Origin of the sequence: Pseudomonas fluorescens (assembly GCF_001307275.1) — a bacterium.
In the GTDB taxonomy this organism is placed as follows: Bacteria; Pseudomonadota; Gammaproteobacteria; order Pseudomonadales; family Pseudomonadaceae; genus Aquipseudomonas; species Aquipseudomonas fluorescens_AA.
Window position 1 is genome coordinate 4,550,964 of the sequence record NZ_CP012831.1, and the last position, 15,218, is coordinate 4,566,181.

The following is a 15,218-nucleotide window of genomic DNA, read 5'->3' on the forward strand; positions in this document are numbered from 1 at the left end:
GGAACTGCCATGCTGAGTAGAACCGCCTCGGACCTGTACTGGATGTCGCGCTACCTGGAGCGGGCGGAAAACCTCGCGCGGATGCTCGACGTCAGTTATTCGTTGTCACTGATGCCCCAGGATGGGCGTGGCGACGGCCTGCACGAACTGGCCATGCCATTGCTGATCACTGGCACGCTGGACGATTACCGGGAGCGACACGGCGATCTGCACGCCGAGCGCCTGCTGCATTTCTTTGCCCTGGAAGCGGCCAACCCGGCCAGCATCTACAGCTGTCTCGGTTCCGCGCGAGCCAGTGCCCATGCGGTACGTGGCCGAATCACCGCCGACATGTGGGAAAACATCAACGCCACCTGGCTGGAAATTCGCGGTATCGGCGAGCAAGGCTTGAATCGCTACGGCATGAGCCGTTTCTGCGAGTGGATCAAGGAGCGCTCGCACCTGTTTCGTGGCGCGACCTACGGCACCATCATGCGTAACGACGCGTTCCGGTTCATTCGCCTGGGGACCTTTATCGAAAGGGCCGACAACACCCTGCGCTTGCTCGATGCCCGCTACGAAATGGCCGGCGACCAGGCCGACGCAGTCAGCGACGGCACGGCCCACGCCTACTACCAATGGAGCGCCTTGTTGCGGGCCTTGTCGTCCTTCGAGGCCTACACCGAGATCTACCGTGAGGCCCCGGGTGCTCGCCATGTGGCTGAGTTGCTGCTGTTGCGCGCCGACGTGCCGCGCTCGCTGCGTGCCTGTACCGAAGAAATTGACCAGATCCTCGCAAGCCTGCCGGGCACCAACGGTCGGCAGGCGCAACGGCTGGCGGCGGAAATGGACGCACGCCTGCGCTACACCGGCATCAACGAAATCCTCGACGGGGGCCTGCATGCCTGGCTCACCGAATTCATCCCACTGGTCCGTGAACTGGGCAACACCATTCACAGTTCCTACCTGGAGGTCATATGAGACTCTCGATCAGCCACGAAACGGCCTACCACTATGAAGATCAGGTTCGCGCCAGCATCCAGTACCTGCGCCTGACGCCCCACGACAGCGAACGCCAGCATGTGCTGAGCTGGCAACTTGATTTACCACGGCCGGTGCGGGCGCAACTGGATCCGTTTGGCAACATCCTGCACGTGCTGACCCTGGATGAGCCTCACGAAACGGTCATCATCGGCGCCCGTGGACAGGTGGATATCGATCCGTTGCACGAAGCCGAACACGAGAGCCAGTCGGCGCTGCCATTCCTGCGCTTCACCCGGCTGACCGAGGCGGACGAGGCCCTTCGAGCCTTCGCCGCGCAGCAGTGCCAGCAGCGTCGCGACCGCACCGCGTTGATCGACCTGATGCATGGCTTGAACCAGCACATGATCTACACCCCTGGCACCACGGCAGTCGAGACCAGTGCAGCCCAGGCGTTCGCTGGTCGTAGCGGGGTGTGCCAGGACCATACCCACGCCTTCCTGGCCTGTGCTCGTAGCCTGGGCGTGCCGGCACGGTATGTGTCGGGTTATCTGTTCAGCGAAGAGAGCGAGCACCTGGCGAGCCATGCCTGGGCAGAGGCCTGGCTGGACGACGCCTGGTACAGCTTCGATGTGACCAACCAACTGGCCCGCCCGGAGCGCCACCTGAAACTGGCCGTGGGCCTGGATTATTTGGACGCCTGCCCGGTGCGAGGCATGCGTCGTGGCGGTGGTGGCGAGCAGATGCATGCCAGGATGATCGAGACCGCCGGCACCCCAGTGATCACTGTGCAACTCCAGTAACCACCTGGCGAACAAGCTTTTGTGGTGAGGGAGCTTGCTCCCGCTCGAGTGCGAAGCGCTCGCAAGCTCGTCAAGGGGCTGCTGTGCAGCCCGGCGGCAGCAAGCTCCCTCGCCACAAAAGCGATCTCATGGAGTCAGCGGCTGCTTGCGCCCCGCCATATGCTTCAAGTAACCCACCAGCAAATCCAGCTCCGAATCCGGCAACACCGCTGCCGAGAACCCGGGCATCTTGCCCTGGGGCCAGCGTCGCAGGCCTTGCGGGTCGCGAATGTAGCGCTTGAGGAAATCCCCGGAGAAGTATTCGGTGGGATTGAAAGGAATGTTCAGGTCAGGGCCGAACTGTGCATCGCCAGCGCCATTGAGCCGATGACACGCCAGGCAGTTCTTCTGGAACAGCGCGAAACCTTTATTGATCGGGTCGTCCTTGGCCAGGTTGGGCGCTGGTAGCAGGGCCGGGAAGCGTTCAGCCACCGCCGACAGGCGCTTGATGCTCGCCACCGCATAGGGCCATTGTTCCGGGCTGATGCGTCCTGCCTGCGGGTCGGTCCAGACCAGATAGAAAGGCCCGGCACTGGACTTGCCTTCCCCCAGCGACGGCCACGGCTTGGCCGGGTCCTCGATCGCCAGCCAGGCCCGGGCCCCGCTCTTGTTGAGTAATGGCGCCGCGGGCATCTCAGCAGCGAAGCCGTCCAGTGCAACGGCCTGCAGGTGGTCGTCCGGCTGGATGCCCGTCAACAGGGAGGTCAGCGGCACGGCTCGATAACTCATGGGTTTCTTGTAGGAGACGTCCTCAGCAATCTCGACCGCTTGAGCGTCCGGATGCTTGAGCAGTTCTTCGGTTTGCCAAGTGCGCGTGCTCGCGCCCAACTCCAGCACCAGTTGCGCGGCATAAAGGGGCGTGCTGAGCAGCAACGCCCCGAACACAATGAGAGCTTTCAAGTCGATCGCTTTCCATGTCGAGGGGTGGCCGCAAAGGTTGGCACAGCCATCGCTGCTCGAACAGTGAACCCATCACATTTTTTGGCGACACAACGTATTGGATGAAGCAGGTGCCCCCGCGCAGGATTCAGCCAATCACCTTGGTGATATTCGGCAAAATCAACAGCAGCGTCGTGGCAAAGAGAATGAGTCCGGCTTGACGAACTTTCGAATGTTTGAACATGGCTGATCCGCCTTTTTTGTTATGTCCTGAAAACCAGCCTGCATATCCATGATGGCTGGCGTTGCACTTCCTGTTCCGACAAGCGCCTCGGCAAAACCCGACGACTAACTTGTACAAGGATTACATTAGGGGCCGCGGCCGCCTTGGCTTAGATCCAATTCGTATCAGCTGGGTATTTATCGCTATTAAAACGGCATGAGGCCTATTGCCACCTTCCTGCCGGCCCTTTTGCTAGACAGCTTGCCCTCCTGAATCGGTTAACCCGATAGCTCGCTACCGTTCGTCTGAGCGTGGCCGTCAACGCCATTGAGCGCTGTGGTCATTGAATCCGGCGCCGCTGGGCTTATGGTTGGAGGCGTCGCATTACCCCGTGGTTTCGAGGATGTCATGACCCAAGCTTTGATTTTCGACGCATTACGCACGCCTCGTGGCAAGGGCAAGGCTGATGGCGCCCTGCACAGCGTCAAGCCGGTGAACCTGATGGGGGGCCTGCTCAGTGCCTTGCGCCAGCGCATGGATTTGGACACCAGCCAGGTCGACGACATCGTGCTCGGTTGCGTGACGCCCGTGGGCGAGCAGGGTGCCGATATCGCCAAGACTGCTGCGTTGGTGGCCAATTGGGATGTCAGCGTGGCGGGGGTGCAACTCAATCGTTTTTGCGCCTCGGGCCTGGAAGCGGTGAACCTGGCGGCGATGAAGGTGCGTTCCGGGTTCGAAGACCTGGTGGTGGCCGGCGGCGTCGAATCCATGTCCCGGGTGCCCATGGGCAGCGATGGCGGTGCATGGGCGCTGGACCCGCAATCCAACCTGCAGGGCCACTTCATTCCCCAGGGCATCGGCGCCGACCTGATCGCCACCCTGGAAGGCTTCAGCCGCGAGGACGTCGACCGCTACGCACTGCACTCCCAGCAAAAAGCGGCACGCGCCCGGGCCGACGGATCGTTCGATAAATCCCTGGTCGCCGTGCGGGACCAGAATGGCATCGTGTTGCTGGACCACGACGAATTCATCCGCGCCGACTCCACGCTCGAAGGCCTGGGCAAGCTCAAGCCGAGTTTCGAAGCCATGGGCCAGATGGGCTTCGACGGCACGGCGCTGCGGGTCTACAGCCATGTCGAACGCATTCATCATGTGCACACGCCGGGCAACAGTTCCGGCATCGTCGACGGCGCGGCGCTGATGTTGATCGGTTCCGAAGCCAAGGGACGCGCCATGGGCCTGCAACCCCGGGCCCGGATCGTCGCCACGGCCGTCACCAGTACCGACCCGACCATCATGCTCACCGGCCCGGCGCCGGCCACCCGCAAGGCCCTGGCCAAGGCCGGGCTGCGGGTGGAGGACATCGACCTGTTCGAAGTCAACGAAGCCTTCGCCTCGGTGGTGCTCAAGTTCATCCGGGACATGGCCATCGACCCCGCCAAGGTCAACGTCAACGGTGGTTCCATCGCCCTGGGGCATCCCTTGGGGGCTACCGGCTGCGCAATCCTTGGCACGTTGCTCGACGAGTTGGAGGCGCGTCGCCTGCGCTATGGCCTGGCGACCCTCTGTGTCGGCGGCGGCATGGGCATTGCCACCGTCATCGAACGCCTCTGAGCCCGACTTCAAGGAACATTTTTCATGACCGCTGCCATCCGTTACGAAACCGGCCAGGACCGGATCGTCGTCCTGACCCTGGACATGCCGGGCCAGAGCGCCAACACCATGAATGCGCGCTACCGCGAGGCCATGGCCGCTTGCGTTACCCGTTTGAAGGCTGAAAAGGACGCGATTGCCGGTGTGATCATCACCTCGGCCAAGCAGACGTTCTTCGCCGGTGGTGATCTCAATGAACTGGTCAAGGTCGGCAAGCCCGAGGCCAAGGCGTTCTACGACATGGTCCTGCTGCTTAAAGCGCAACTGCGAGCCTTGGAGACCCTGGGCAAGCCCGTGGTGGCGGCCATCAATGGCGCGGCCCTCGGCGGTGGTTGGGAGATCTGCCTGGCTTGTCATCATCGCGTGGCGCTGGAGCAGCCATCGGTGCAGCTCGGCTTGCCGGAGGTCACTCTCGGGCTGCTGCCGGGGGGCGGTGGGGTGGTGCGGATGGTGCGCCTGCTCGGTTTGGAAAAGGCCCTGCCGTATCTGCTCGAAGGTAAGAAGGTCAGTGCACAGCAAGCGCTGCAGGCCGGGTTGATCGATGAGCTGGCCAAGGATCGTGAGGAATTGCTGGCCAAGTCCCGGGCCTGGATTCTGGCCAACCCCAGCGTCGTGCAACCCTGGGATGCAAAGGGCTATCGGCTCCCGGGCGGCACGCCGTCCGACCCGAAAGTCGGGCAAATGTTGGCGATCGCTCCCTCGATCCTGCGCAACAAGACCCAGGGTTGCCTGCCGGCACCGGAGAAAATCCTCTGCGCAGCGGTGGAGGGGGCCCAGGTGGATTTCGACACCGCGCACCTGATCGAAACCCGCTACTTCACCGAACTGACCACCGGCCAAGTGGCGAAGAACCTGATCGGCACCCTCTGGTTCCAACTCAACGAGATCAAGGCCGGTGGCTCTCGCCCACAAGGTGTGGCGCCTTATCTGACGAAAAAAGTCGGCGTGCTCGGTGCGGGCATGATGGGGGCGGGAATCGCCTATGTCAGCGCCGTGGCCGGCATTGCCGTGGTTCTCAAGGACGTCGACCTGACGGCAGCCGAGAAGGGCAAGGCCCGCTCGGCGGCGTTGCTGGATAAAAAGGTCGCCCGCGGCCAGCTCACGGCCGAGCAGCGCGAAGCCACGCTGGCGCGGATTCAAGCCACCGACAACAATGCTGACCTGGCCGGTTGCGACCTGATCATCGAAGCGGTGTTTGAAGATCGCGCCCTGAAAGCCAGCGTGTCGGCTGCGGCCCAGGCGGTGGCGGGCGACGACACGGTGATCGCTTCCAATACCTCGACCTTGCCCATCACCGGCCTGGCCATGGCCGTGCCGGACCCGACGAAGTTCATCGGCCTGCACTTCTTCAGCCCGGTGGAAAAAATGCCGCTGGTGGAGATCATCAAGGGGGCGCGTACCAGTGACGCGACTTTGGCTCGGGGTTTCGATTTTGTCCTGCAGATCAACAAGACGCCGATTGTGGTCAACGACAGTCGCGGTTTCTTCACGTCGCGGGTGTTCGGCACCTTTACCAATGAGGGCATCGCCATGCTCGGCGAGGGCGTGAGTGCGCCGATGATCGAGACCGAAGCGCGCAAGGCCGGGATGCCGGTCGGGCCTCTGGCGATCTCTGACGAAGTTTCCCTCAGCCTGATGAGCCATATCCGCGCGCAAACCGCCAAGGACCTGCACGCAGAAGGGAAAACGCCGATTGAGCACCCGGCATTCGCCGTGATTGACTTGCTGCTTAACGAATACAAGCGGCCGGGCAAGGCTGCCGGCGCCGGTTTTTATGAATACCCGGCCAACGGGCAGAAGTACCTGTGGCCGCAGCTGAAGAGCCGCTTCGAGCAAGCCGATGGGCAGATTTCGCCCCAGGATATCCGTGATCGCCTGCTGTTCATCCAGGCCTTGGAGACCGTGCGCTGCGTGGAGGAGGGGGTGCTGACGTCGACGGCCGATGCCAACATCGGCTCGATCTTTGGCATTGGTTTCGCGGCCTGGACCGGCGGTGCGTTGCAGTTCATCAACCAGTATGGCCTGCAGGACTTTGTCGATCGCTCCCAGTATCTGGCCGAGCAATACGGTGAGCGTTTCTCACCGCCGGCCTTGTTGCTGGAGAAAGCCGCCCGGCACGAACTGTTCTGACAGACTGGGGAGAGGCTTGCCTTGGAACCGTGTTTCAGGGCAGGCTCTGGGGTGTGCAATATTCCCATCATCGTGTCAGGTATTTTTTATGTCACTACGCATCTGCATTCTGGAAACCGATATCCTGCGTCCGGAACTGGTCGACCAATATCAGGGTTACGGGCAGATGTTCCAGCGCCTGTTTTCACAGCAGCCCATCGCGGCCGAATTCATCGTGTACAACGTGATGGAGGGGCATTACCCCAGCGATGACGAGCAGTTCGACGCTTACCTGGTGACTGGCAGCAAGGCTGACTCCTTCGGCACCGACCCTTGGATTCAAACCCTCAAGACCTACCTGCTGGAGCGCTACCAGCGGGGCGATAAATTGCTCGGTGTGTGCTTTGGCCATCAGCTCTTGGCGTTGTTGCTGGGCGGCAAGACCGAACGCGCCACCCAAGGCTGGGGTGTCGGCACCCATCGCTACAAACTTGCCGCCAAGGCGCCGTGGATGAGCCCGGTGATGGAAGAGCTGACCTTGCTGATCAGCCACCAGGACCAGGTCACCCAACTGCCCGAAAGCGCGACCGTCATCGCCTCCAGCGATTTCTGCCCGTTCGCCGCCTATCACATCAACGACCAGGTGCTGTGCTTCCAGGGCCACCCGGAGTTCATCCACGATTATTCCCGGGCCTTGCTGGAGATTCGTCAGCAACACCTCGGCGAACAGATCTACAGCCAGGGCATGGCGAGCCTGGCCCACGAGCACCACGGCACCACGGTGGCGGAGTGGATGATGCGTTTCGTTGCACACAAGCCGCAGGCCGAAACCACCCAAGGCTAAAGATCACCACTCTCCAATGTGGGAGCGAGCTTGCTCGCGATAGCGGTGGATCAGCTGGCGTTGATGTCGGAGGTGCCGCTGTCATCGCGAGCAAGCTCGCTCCCACAGAGGATGAGCGGTGGGGAGCGGGCCTACAACCATCCCGACCGCTTGAAACTCGCCCACAAAGCCGTACATCCCACCCCGATGAATCCGAGCACCAGAAAGTAGCCGTAGTGCCAGGTCAACTCCGGCATGTTCTCGAAGTTCATCCCATAGATCCCGGCCACCGCGGTGGGGAATGCCAGAATCGCCGCCCACGCTGCAAATTTGCGCTGCACCACGCTCTGGCGCGAGGCTTCCAGCAGCACCCCGATTTCAATGGTCTGGCTGGCGATGTCCGCCAGGGTGGCCAAGTCTTCCATTTGCCGCGTGACGTGGATCTGTACGTCGCGGAAGTACGGCCCCATGTTCTTGTCGATAAAGGGGAAGTCCAGCCGCTGCAGTTCCTCGCTGATCTCCACCATGGGCGCCGCGTAACGACGCAGGCGCAATACATCGCGGCGCAGGCTGTGCAGGTTCTGGATGTCTCGCTCATTCAGGGCGCTGCACAGCACGTTGCGCTCCAGCTCATCGATCTCGGCGTGAATGGCTTCACCCACAGGCTGGTAGTTTTCGATCACGAAATCGAGGATGGCGTAGAGCACGAAATCTTCGCCGTGCTCCAGCAGGATAGGTCGAGCCTCACAACGCTGTCGGACATGGGCGTAGGAGGCTGAATGACCGTTGCGAGCGGTGATGATGTAGCCCTTGCCGGCAAAGATATGGGTTTCGATGAACTGCAGCTTGCCGTCCTTGCGTATTGGCGAATACGTGACGATAAACAGCGCATCGCCAAAGGTTTCCAACTTGGGCCGGCTGTGTTTCTCCATGGCGTCTTCGATGGCCAATTCGTGCAGGTTGAATTGACGTTGCAGGTTGGTCAGCTCCAGGGCACTGGGCTCTTCAAGACCGATCCACACAAAATGACCAGGTTTGGCAGCCCAGGCGCTGCCTTCGTCGAGGGTGATGTTGGTGATTTTCTTACCGGCGCTGTAAACCGCAGCAGCAACGACTCTACCCATAATGGTGGTTCACTTCTTATTGGAAAATGGCAGTGGCAGGCAACGTCCAGCTTAGCGCGCCCTGTAGCCTGAGAGTCAGTAAAATCTGCGGAGTTCGGTGGTCAAAGAAAACCCGCCGAGGGGCGGGTTTTCCATTACGCGGCTTGTAACTGCCGGTCCATTGTCGCAATGCACTCACGCATTTGTTCACGGCATTGGGCGATGAGCCGGGGCATGTCATCCATGCTCAATCCGGCCGTAGGAATCGCCGGCAATGAGCGTATGAGGATGTCACCACTGCGCCAGCGATCGAGGCGCATGTGCTTGATGTAGCTGCTGACGCACACCGGAATAATCGGGACTCCGGCGGCGATTGCCATTTGGAATGCGCCTTTCTTGAACGGCAGCAGGTCCTCGCCCAGATTACGCGTGCCTTCCGGAAAAACCCAGATCGAAGTGTCCTCGTGCTGCAACGTATGGGTGGTGGTCAGCATTGACTGTCGCGCCTTGATCGCGTTGCCACGGTCGATCAACACATTGCCTGCCAGCCAGAACAATTGCCCGAACAGCGGCACCCATTTCAGGCTCTTCTTGCCGATGCACACGGTGCGGCGCGGCACCACGTTGCCGAACATGAACAAGTCATAATTGGACTGATGGTTGGCGATGATGACGCAGCCGTTGGGTTTATCCACTAGCGTGTCGACCTGCGTCCGGACCCGCAGGCGCAAGATGCACATGGCCGGCAATGCGTACAGCCTTGCGCATAAACGGCTGTTGTCCGGATTGAACGGTCTGCACAGGCCCAGAATCACCCCGAGCACACCCGCCAGGACAAAGTGCAGGCCCATCAACAACATACGCAATACAAACAGCATCTACAGGCCCCATCGGGACAAAAGGTGGCGCAGTGTACGGATGTGCACTGTTTTCGGCAATTGCCCCTATAGAGGTCGGAAATAGACGATGTTTAAGCGCATGTTTCCACATGGCGTGACAGAAGCGGCCTAGAGCGGTTGCGGATTTTTAAACGATGCGCGTAGGAAAAAGCCCTGCTCTAGAGGAGGGGGACATTTGTGGGCCCGTAGGAGCGAGCGGAGCGAGGCTGCGATCTTTCTCTTAGCAATTGAGTCCGGAGCAAGATCAAACGATCGCAGCCTCGCTCCGCTCGACAGCTCCTACAAGCGTCAGCCCATATGCTCCTGATCCAGCAAAATCGCAGTGTCCAGCGTCTCCAGCAGGGCCTTGCGAACTTTCAGCTTGGTGTTCTTGTGGGCGGACATGTTGATTTTCTTCAACTGGCGCGCTGCTTCCAGGGCCGCACCTTGCAGTTCCTCGGCCGACACCACCTTGTCGAGGAAGCCCGCATCCACAGCGCTCTGGGGATTGAACATCTCGGCATTGATCACCGAACGGTGAAACGCCGACTTGCGCAGGCGATCACGAGCCAGCTCGATACCGGCGTGGTGCATGGTCATGCCGATCTGCACCTCGTTCAGGCCGATGCTGAACGGCCCTTCCACACCAATGCGGTAATCCGCCGACAACAGCAGGAACGCACCCTTGGCCACCGCATGCCCCGGGCAAGCGACAACGACAGGGAAGGGGTGCGACAACAGGCGACGGGCCAGCGTCGAGCCGGCCGTAACCAGGCTTACCGCTTCCTTGGGGCCGGCGGTCATCACCTTCAGATCGTAGCCACCCGACAGAATCCCCGGCTGCCCGGTAATGATCACCACCGCCCGATCCGCCGTCGCCTGGTCCAGCGCAGCGTTGAACGCGGCAATCACGTCCGGCGAGATGGCATTGACCTTGCCGTTGTTCAAGGTCAGGGTCGCGATACCGTCTTCGAGATGGTAGGCAATCAAGTCGCTCATGACGCTATTCCTTGTAAGAGAAGTGTCGCAGACGTTACCCACCGCCGCAGGCCAGGTAAAGCACCGTGACTGACTCACCGGTCAGCCCCAAGCCCCCCAAACAGCCTGGCTCGCCCATCCAGCCAAGCCTTCATCTATAGAGCCTTGCCTATACAGCCCCGAAGATTGGCCGGTTTGCCCTGCCCAGACGGGTTTGAAATGCCCAACCAAGCTTAACCGCATGAAAATTCTGAAAAAAACCTTTGCCATCGGAAAAGCTTTCGACTACATTAGCGCGCCTCGACAGACTGAACAGTTTGCCGAGATACGGTGAAGTGTCCGAGTGGCTTAAGGAGCACGCCTGGAAAGTGTGTATACAGGAAACTGTATCGAGAGTTCGAATCTCTCCTTCACCGCCAAATTTGAAACGACTAAACCCCTGAAAACGTTAAAGTTTTCAGGGGTTTTGTGTTTTCAGGGGTGCAAAAAAGGGTCATATGGGAACATTCATGGGAATGCGGGCTGTGGTTGCAGGTTCGCTGTTCTATTACCATGACGCCGTCCCAATACTGATGAACAAGGAAAGGATCCCCGCTATGCCAATACCGAGTGAATGGGAAATTGAACAAGGCCGGAAGGCTGTTCAAGAGCGCATCAAAGATGTGGGTAGTGCACCAGATGACGCACACCTGACTACGATTTTTTTTCGCCTTTGTGGGTATATCGAGGCTTTAGAGGATCAAGAGCTTCTGAGCGAACAGGAATGCAAGGTCTTATCCGATGAGGCAACGGAGGTTTTTTATCGTAGAAGCGCTGAAATTAGACCATCGAAAAAGCAATTGCCTACTGTCGAATGACTGATACCGGCGTAAAAGTGCCTTTACGCCCTTACCAGATCTGGAACGTCTTATCTCAGGGGAGCAGTTTCTACAGAATTCGAATCTCTTATTCATCGCCAAATTCGAAACGTCTAAATCCCTGAAAATGTTAAATTTTTCAGGGGTTTTGCGTTTTCAGAGGGTCAAAAAAAGCCCATCTTGGAACATCCATGGGAACACTTGCTCGCACTCGCCCGAGAAATGCGTGGCTCTGAAGGCCTCTTTATTAACCCCATTCGAACCTGTGGCCCGGGTTTTAAGCGAAAATCCGGGTGGTAGGGGGGAAGTGATTCGGCAACAAGAAATTGGAACGTCGCTGACCGCTATGCCCAACAAAACGGGTGCAAAAGTTTACTATGCGAAGCGGAGGGGAGAGTTATCGCGCGGATAGCACGAAGTCTGATAGCGGAGTTCAATCAGACAACGGAACCGTGAGTTGATACCAATTATGGCTAGGGGTAGGAAGACTTAAATCTATCTTCATTCGCAAGTTTTCTGTGTCTATTGATTGCTTTTCAAGAAGTTGCCTAAGCTGTATTGTCTCTTTGGCATGTTGTTCGGATAATTGTTGCTGTATGACTAATTGTTCTCGGAGCAAATTCTCGGTTACTTTCTGAGATGTTGAGTTTCCTTCATCGATGCTTTGCGATACGGAAATTTGCCACCATGTTGCAGCGAGCGAAATTATTGCTGATATGATTATCGTCCATTTCGTCCAGTTTAGACTTTTTTTAGCTTGGTCAAACGATTCTTTTGCGTTTATCTGGTCGGTTTCGGCCTTTTGAATCCACCCTGGAAGAATATCAACTACGATTGTCTGGTGCAGCCCACTAACGATATCGAGTAAAGCATTTATGTGCATATTTGTGTTACGTGTATTCTGCGCGCTTTCTAACGTAGCCCTTCCAAGTACCGTTTCTTCTGGGGGGGTAATATGGGGTACGAAGGCTTGAAAGTCGGAGCTTGACCGGCTGAGAGTGTCATCTTCGACAGGCGTTCGTAATGCATCTGTCGCCCTTTTTAGATTTGACGATGCATTGATATCGGCCAGCGTAGCTGCAGCTCTAAGGGTTTCAGGTCCAGAAAGAGATTCGCGAATGTTTGTAAGTACAGACATTTGTTCTTGGATTTTTTCCACAGCGCTCTGTCCAAGAAAACTATAGCTGCTGTCAATGGACTTACGCATTTCCTCCAGTAAATTCTTATTACGTAGAGCTTCTCTTTCCTTGCCTATCTGAACTGCAGACCCAAGTTCAGCAATGCCCGGCTGTGCAGGTAAATCGCTCCAGTCATTTTTTTTGGCGATCATCGAATTGAGTGCGAAAAAATCTGTGTCTATTAACTTTTTGAAGTCTTCTTCTGAAAGTGTGCCATTTACTTGCTTGTTTTGTTCACGGCTTACCAGTCGCTGTAGTGCCATTCGCCCTAGTTCAAATGGTTTATCACTTTCAAAATGCTTCCAGTCGCCTCGATTTGCACTTCGGACATATAATGGACCTAGCGAAGTTTTAACTTCTGATTTTTCAGGTATAAAGTCAGAAATCGACATTTTTTTTGACAGTGGTTCCGGCGACGCAGAGGGTTTTTTGTCCATCTAAAACGGTCCTTTGCTGGTAGAGGTTTGAGGCTAAGTTTCGAGATTCTACAACATCGACTAGGTGCCTTTGTGCAGATATATCCAGAGATTTCAGTTTAAAGGTGCAGCGTCAGGTTTCGCTTGCTAGCCGCTACTCACCGATTTTGCTCAGAGCCTCAGTGCTAACTGCAGCATGCCAACGACATCAGGCCCGTCCTCATTAATCCAGGTTCCATAATGTTGGCGGATCATATTTCCGTTGGTGTGCCCCATCTGCTCCGCGATCCAGTCAACCGAGGCAACTCCGGTAGTCAGCAACTGACTGGCGTAGGTATGGCGGCATTGGCCAGGCCCGCGATAGCGAACGCCGGCCGCTTTCAAGTGCGCTTTGAAGAACCTGTCTCTCACGACAAAGTCGCTGACGTGCGGCAGGCCGTTCTTGGTGTTGAGAAAAACGAAGTGCAGCCTGTGCTTGCGGACTGTCTTGTTGTCCCGCTCGACGACGTCGACCGTGCCCACTGTCTTGAGCTGATTGATCGCGTCCAGTTTGCGCAGGGCGTCCCACGCAGGCTCCAGCAGACGCACCTTGCGCGTAGAGCGTCGAGTTTTCGTCACCCGATAGGCGTCACGCACCTTGGATCGGCGAAAATGAGTGTTTGGGGTCAGACCCTACTATGATAGGGTCCATTCCACTTATTCCGTGGCCTTGCTAAATACCGTTTTATCAATGGGTTGAAGGTTCAATGCTATTTGTAGCATGCCTACAACGTCTGGACCGTCTTCGTTTATCCACATTCCGTAGTGCTGTCGGATCATGTTCGCGCTTGTATGGCCCATCTGCTCCGCAATCCAATCGATCGAAGCCACGCCCGTCGTAAGTAACTGGCTGGCGTAGGTGTGCCGGCACTGACCAGGCCCGCGATAGCGAACCCCGGCCGCGTTCAAGTGTGCTTTGAAGAACCTGTCCCTCACAACAAAATCGCTGACGTGCGGCAAACCACTCTTCGTATTCAGAAATACAAAGCGCAGCTTGTGCTTGCGGATCGTCTTATTGTCCCGCTCGACGACTTCTACCGTTTCCGCTCTCTTGGTCTGGTTGATCGCGTCTAACTTACGCAGCGCGTCCCACGCAGGCTCCAGCAGCCGTACCTTGCGAGTGGAGCGCCGGGTTTTCGTAACACGGTAAGCTCCGCGCACTTTGGATCTACGGAAAGTGACCATTCCCTGTTCCAAATCGACATCCTCCCAGGCCAGCGCGATGGTCTCCGACACCCGTGGGCCAGCCCAAATCATAAATTGCACCATCAGCAGCTCCTGGGTGCGATGGGTGGGTGTTTCTAGGATCTGTCTGATTTCCGCCCGAGTGAAAGGGTCAGGGGCCTCTGGGTCGGGAAGACGCACAAATAGCCCTTCCGTTGGGTCATGGGCGACTTTCTTTCGGGTGCGGTAGAGTCGGAACACTTGGCGCACGTTGCAAATGATGTCGCGAATGGTTTTGTTCTTGAGCCGTTTCGACAGCGGTCCCTGGATCCACTCTTGAAGGTCTAGATGGTCAATCTGATCGATCTGGATGTGTCCCCAGCGTGGCCGTACGTGCACCTCAGCCTTATTCTTATACCCGCGAAAAGAGGTTGCGGCGACGCTGTTGCTTTTGATTGTCAGCCAAAGGTCCAGGTAATGCCCGAAGGTGTTTTCGGCCAGTTTGGTCGACTCGGGAAAATGCCGCCGGTAATCGAAAGTACCTGCCTGGATTTCGTACTCGATGACTGTCACCAGACGCTTTGCATGCTCCCGGTTCTCGGGTGTATTACCACCGGGCACAAGCTCCCGGCACAACTCGCCATTAAAACGAAAATAGACCCGTACCGAATTTCCGCGGGCCTCTACGCCATCTGCCATATGCGTCTCCATGCAATCTATGAATAGCCCCACCGGAACCCGGCGGGAGGGAAGGCCGTCCCTGGCTTCCCGTGCTGCGTTGTTTTCGAGCTAAGCGCTATTGATCAGTCCTGACGGAGCAACCAAAACAAGCTGGCACCTCTTTTGGGCCTCGAAGCTTTTCCTGACAGAGCTTCTTCGGCCCGACGTCGCTCGTTAATGGCCTGTCGGGTCTTACTGCACTTGTAGTGGTTGCCGTGGGCGCGGTATTTCCCGCATTGGTCGCAGAACCCCGTCAGGTCGAGATTCCAAGGAAAGGATTTACCATTGTTCATCGCGCCAACTCCTTGATACCGACGCCTAGGGAGTCATGAAATACAGCGATACCGCCTGCCGTGGTTCGGGCGACGTAGGAAAGGTCATCATCGGGTTTCAGCG

At 57.7% G+C, this 15,218-nt stretch carries 12 protein-coding genes, 1 tRNA gene and 1 pseudogene; 7 read left to right on the top strand and 7 right to left on the bottom strand.

What is annotated here, in order from left to right; translation table 11 throughout:
• Positions 1–9: 9 nt before the first annotated feature.
• Both AO356_RS20405 and AO356_RS20410 read left to right on the top strand, forming a co-directional pair.
• On the top strand, positions 10–960 hold the full coding sequence (locus tag AO356_RS20405; RefSeq protein ID WP_060741265.1) for an alpha-E domain-containing protein: 951 nt from the start codon (positions 10–12) through the stop codon (positions 958–960).
• Positions 957–1,763, top strand: coding sequence for a transglutaminase family protein (locus tag AO356_RS20410; protein ID WP_060741266.1), 807 nt, complete (start codon positions 957–959; stop codon positions 1,761–1,763). The genes AO356_RS20405 and AO356_RS20410 overlap by 4 nt, the downstream gene beginning before the upstream one ends.
• 126 nt (positions 1,764–1,889) lie before the next feature.
• On the opposite strand, the gene AO356_RS20415 is transcribed toward AO356_RS20410, so the two are convergent.
• Entirely contained in the window at positions 1,890–2,702 is an 813-nt protein-coding gene (locus AO356_RS20415) for a c-type cytochrome (protein WP_060741267.1), read from the bottom strand.
• 610 nt (positions 2,703–3,312) lie between these two features.
• Here AO356_RS20415 and AO356_RS20420 point away from each other — a divergent pair.
• The 3 genes from AO356_RS20420 to AO356_RS20430 all read left to right on the top strand — a co-directional run bounded on the left by AO356_RS20420 (position 3,313) and on the right by AO356_RS20430 (position 7,510).
• Positions 3,313–4,518 (top strand): acetyl-CoA C-acetyltransferase, encoded by a 1,206-nt coding sequence (locus AO356_RS20420; protein ID WP_060741268.1) that lies wholly within the window; start codon positions 3,313–3,315, stop codon positions 4,516–4,518.
• 24 nt (positions 4,519–4,542) lie between these two features.
• Entirely contained in the window at positions 4,543–6,687 is a 2,145-nt protein-coding gene (locus AO356_RS20425; protein WP_060741269.1) for a 3-hydroxyacyl-CoA dehydrogenase NAD-binding domain-containing protein, read from the top strand.
• 88 nt (positions 6,688–6,775) lie between these two features.
• Complete coding sequence (locus AO356_RS20430) at positions 6,776–7,510, top strand: amidotransferase (RefSeq protein ID WP_060741270.1); 735 nt, start codon at positions 6,776–6,778, stop codon at positions 7,508–7,510.
• Positions 7,511–7,641: 131 nt separating this feature from the next.
• On the opposite strand, the gene AO356_RS20435 is transcribed toward AO356_RS20430, so the two are convergent.
• The 3 genes from AO356_RS20435 to AO356_RS20445 form a co-directional block, all read right to left on the bottom strand.
• Positions 7,642–8,613, bottom strand: coding sequence for a magnesium and cobalt transport protein CorA (locus AO356_RS20435; RefSeq protein ID WP_060741271.1), 972 nt, complete (start codon positions 8,611–8,613; stop codon positions 7,642–7,644).
• A 134-nt stretch (positions 8,614–8,747) separates the two neighbouring features.
• Complete coding sequence (locus AO356_RS20440) at positions 8,748–9,470, bottom strand: 1-acylglycerol-3-phosphate O-acyltransferase (protein WP_060741272.1); 723 nt, start codon at positions 9,468–9,470, stop codon at positions 8,748–8,750.
• 309 nt (positions 9,471–9,779) lie between these two features.
• On the bottom strand, positions 9,780–10,469 hold the full coding sequence (locus AO356_RS20445; RefSeq protein ID WP_060741273.1) for a crotonase/enoyl-CoA hydratase family protein: 690 nt from the start codon (positions 10,467–10,469) through the stop codon (positions 9,780–9,782).
• A gap of 308 nt (positions 10,470–10,777) precedes the next feature.
• Here AO356_RS20445 and AO356_RS20450 point away from each other — a divergent pair.
• Positions 10,778–10,867, top strand: a tRNA-Ser gene (locus AO356_RS20450).
• 78 nt (positions 10,868–10,945) lie between these two features.
• On the top strand, positions 10,946–11,305 hold the full coding sequence (locus tag AO356_RS20455) for a hypothetical protein (RefSeq protein ID WP_060741274.1): 360 nt from the start codon (positions 10,946–10,948) through the stop codon (positions 11,303–11,305).
• A gap of 433 nt (positions 11,306–11,738) precedes the next feature.
• Here AO356_RS20455 and AO356_RS32620 read toward each other — a convergent pair whose 3' ends face one another.
• The 3 genes and pseudogenes from AO356_RS32620 to AO356_RS20465 form a co-directional block, all read right to left on the bottom strand.
• Positions 11,739–12,920: a hypothetical protein gene (locus AO356_RS32620; RefSeq protein ID WP_152032435.1), complete on the bottom strand. Its 1,182-nt coding sequence runs from the start codon at positions 12,918–12,920 to the stop codon at positions 11,739–11,741.
• 150 nt (positions 12,921–13,070) lie between these two features.
• Positions 13,071–13,550 (bottom strand): annotated as a pseudogene (locus tag AO356_RS20460) (tyrosine-type recombinase/integrase); the annotation flags it as partial.
• Positions 13,551–13,595: 45 nt separating this feature from the next.
• Positions 13,596–14,801, bottom strand: a complete 1,206-nt coding sequence (locus tag AO356_RS20465; RefSeq protein ID WP_060741275.1) for an Arm DNA-binding domain-containing protein — start codon at positions 14,799–14,801, stop codon at positions 13,596–13,598.
• Positions 14,802–15,218 lie beyond the last annotated feature (417 nt).

Coding starts and splice junctions, on each gene's coding strand:
- AO356_RS20405 (WP_060741265.1), top strand. CDS start 10: ATGCTGAGTAGAACCGCCTCGGACCTGTACTGGATGTCGCGCTACCTG.
- AO356_RS20410 (WP_060741266.1), top strand. CDS start 957: ATGAGACTCTCGATCAGCCACGAAACGGCCTACCACTATGAAGATCAG.
- AO356_RS20420 (WP_060741268.1), top strand. CDS start 3,313: ATGACCCAAGCTTTGATTTTCGACGCATTACGCACGCCTCGTGGCAAG.
- AO356_RS20425 (WP_060741269.1), top strand. CDS start 4,543: ATGACCGCTGCCATCCGTTACGAAACCGGCCAGGACCGGATCGTCGTC.
- AO356_RS20430 (WP_060741270.1), top strand. CDS start 6,776: ATGTCACTACGCATCTGCATTCTGGAAACCGATATCCTGCGTCCGGAA.
- AO356_RS20435 (WP_060741271.1), bottom strand. CDS start 8,613: ATGGGTAGAGTCGTTGCTGCTGCGGTTTACAGCGCCGGTAAGAAAATC.
- AO356_RS20440 (WP_060741272.1), bottom strand. CDS start 9,470: ATGCTGTTTGTATTGCGTATGTTGTTGATGGGCCTGCACTTTGTCCTG.
- AO356_RS20445 (WP_060741273.1), bottom strand. CDS start 10,469: ATGAGCGACTTGATTGCCTACCATCTCGAAGACGGTATCGCGACCCTG.
- AO356_RS20455 (WP_060741274.1), top strand. CDS start 10,946: ATGGGAACATTCATGGGAATGCGGGCTGTGGTTGCAGGTTCGCTGTTC.
- AO356_RS32620 (WP_152032435.1), bottom strand. CDS start 12,920: ATGGACAAAAAACCCTCTGCGTCGCCGGAACCACTGTCAAAAAAAATG.
- AO356_RS20465 (WP_060741275.1), bottom strand. CDS start 14,801: ATGGCAGATGGCGTAGAGGCCCGCGGAAATTCGGTACGGGTCTATTTT.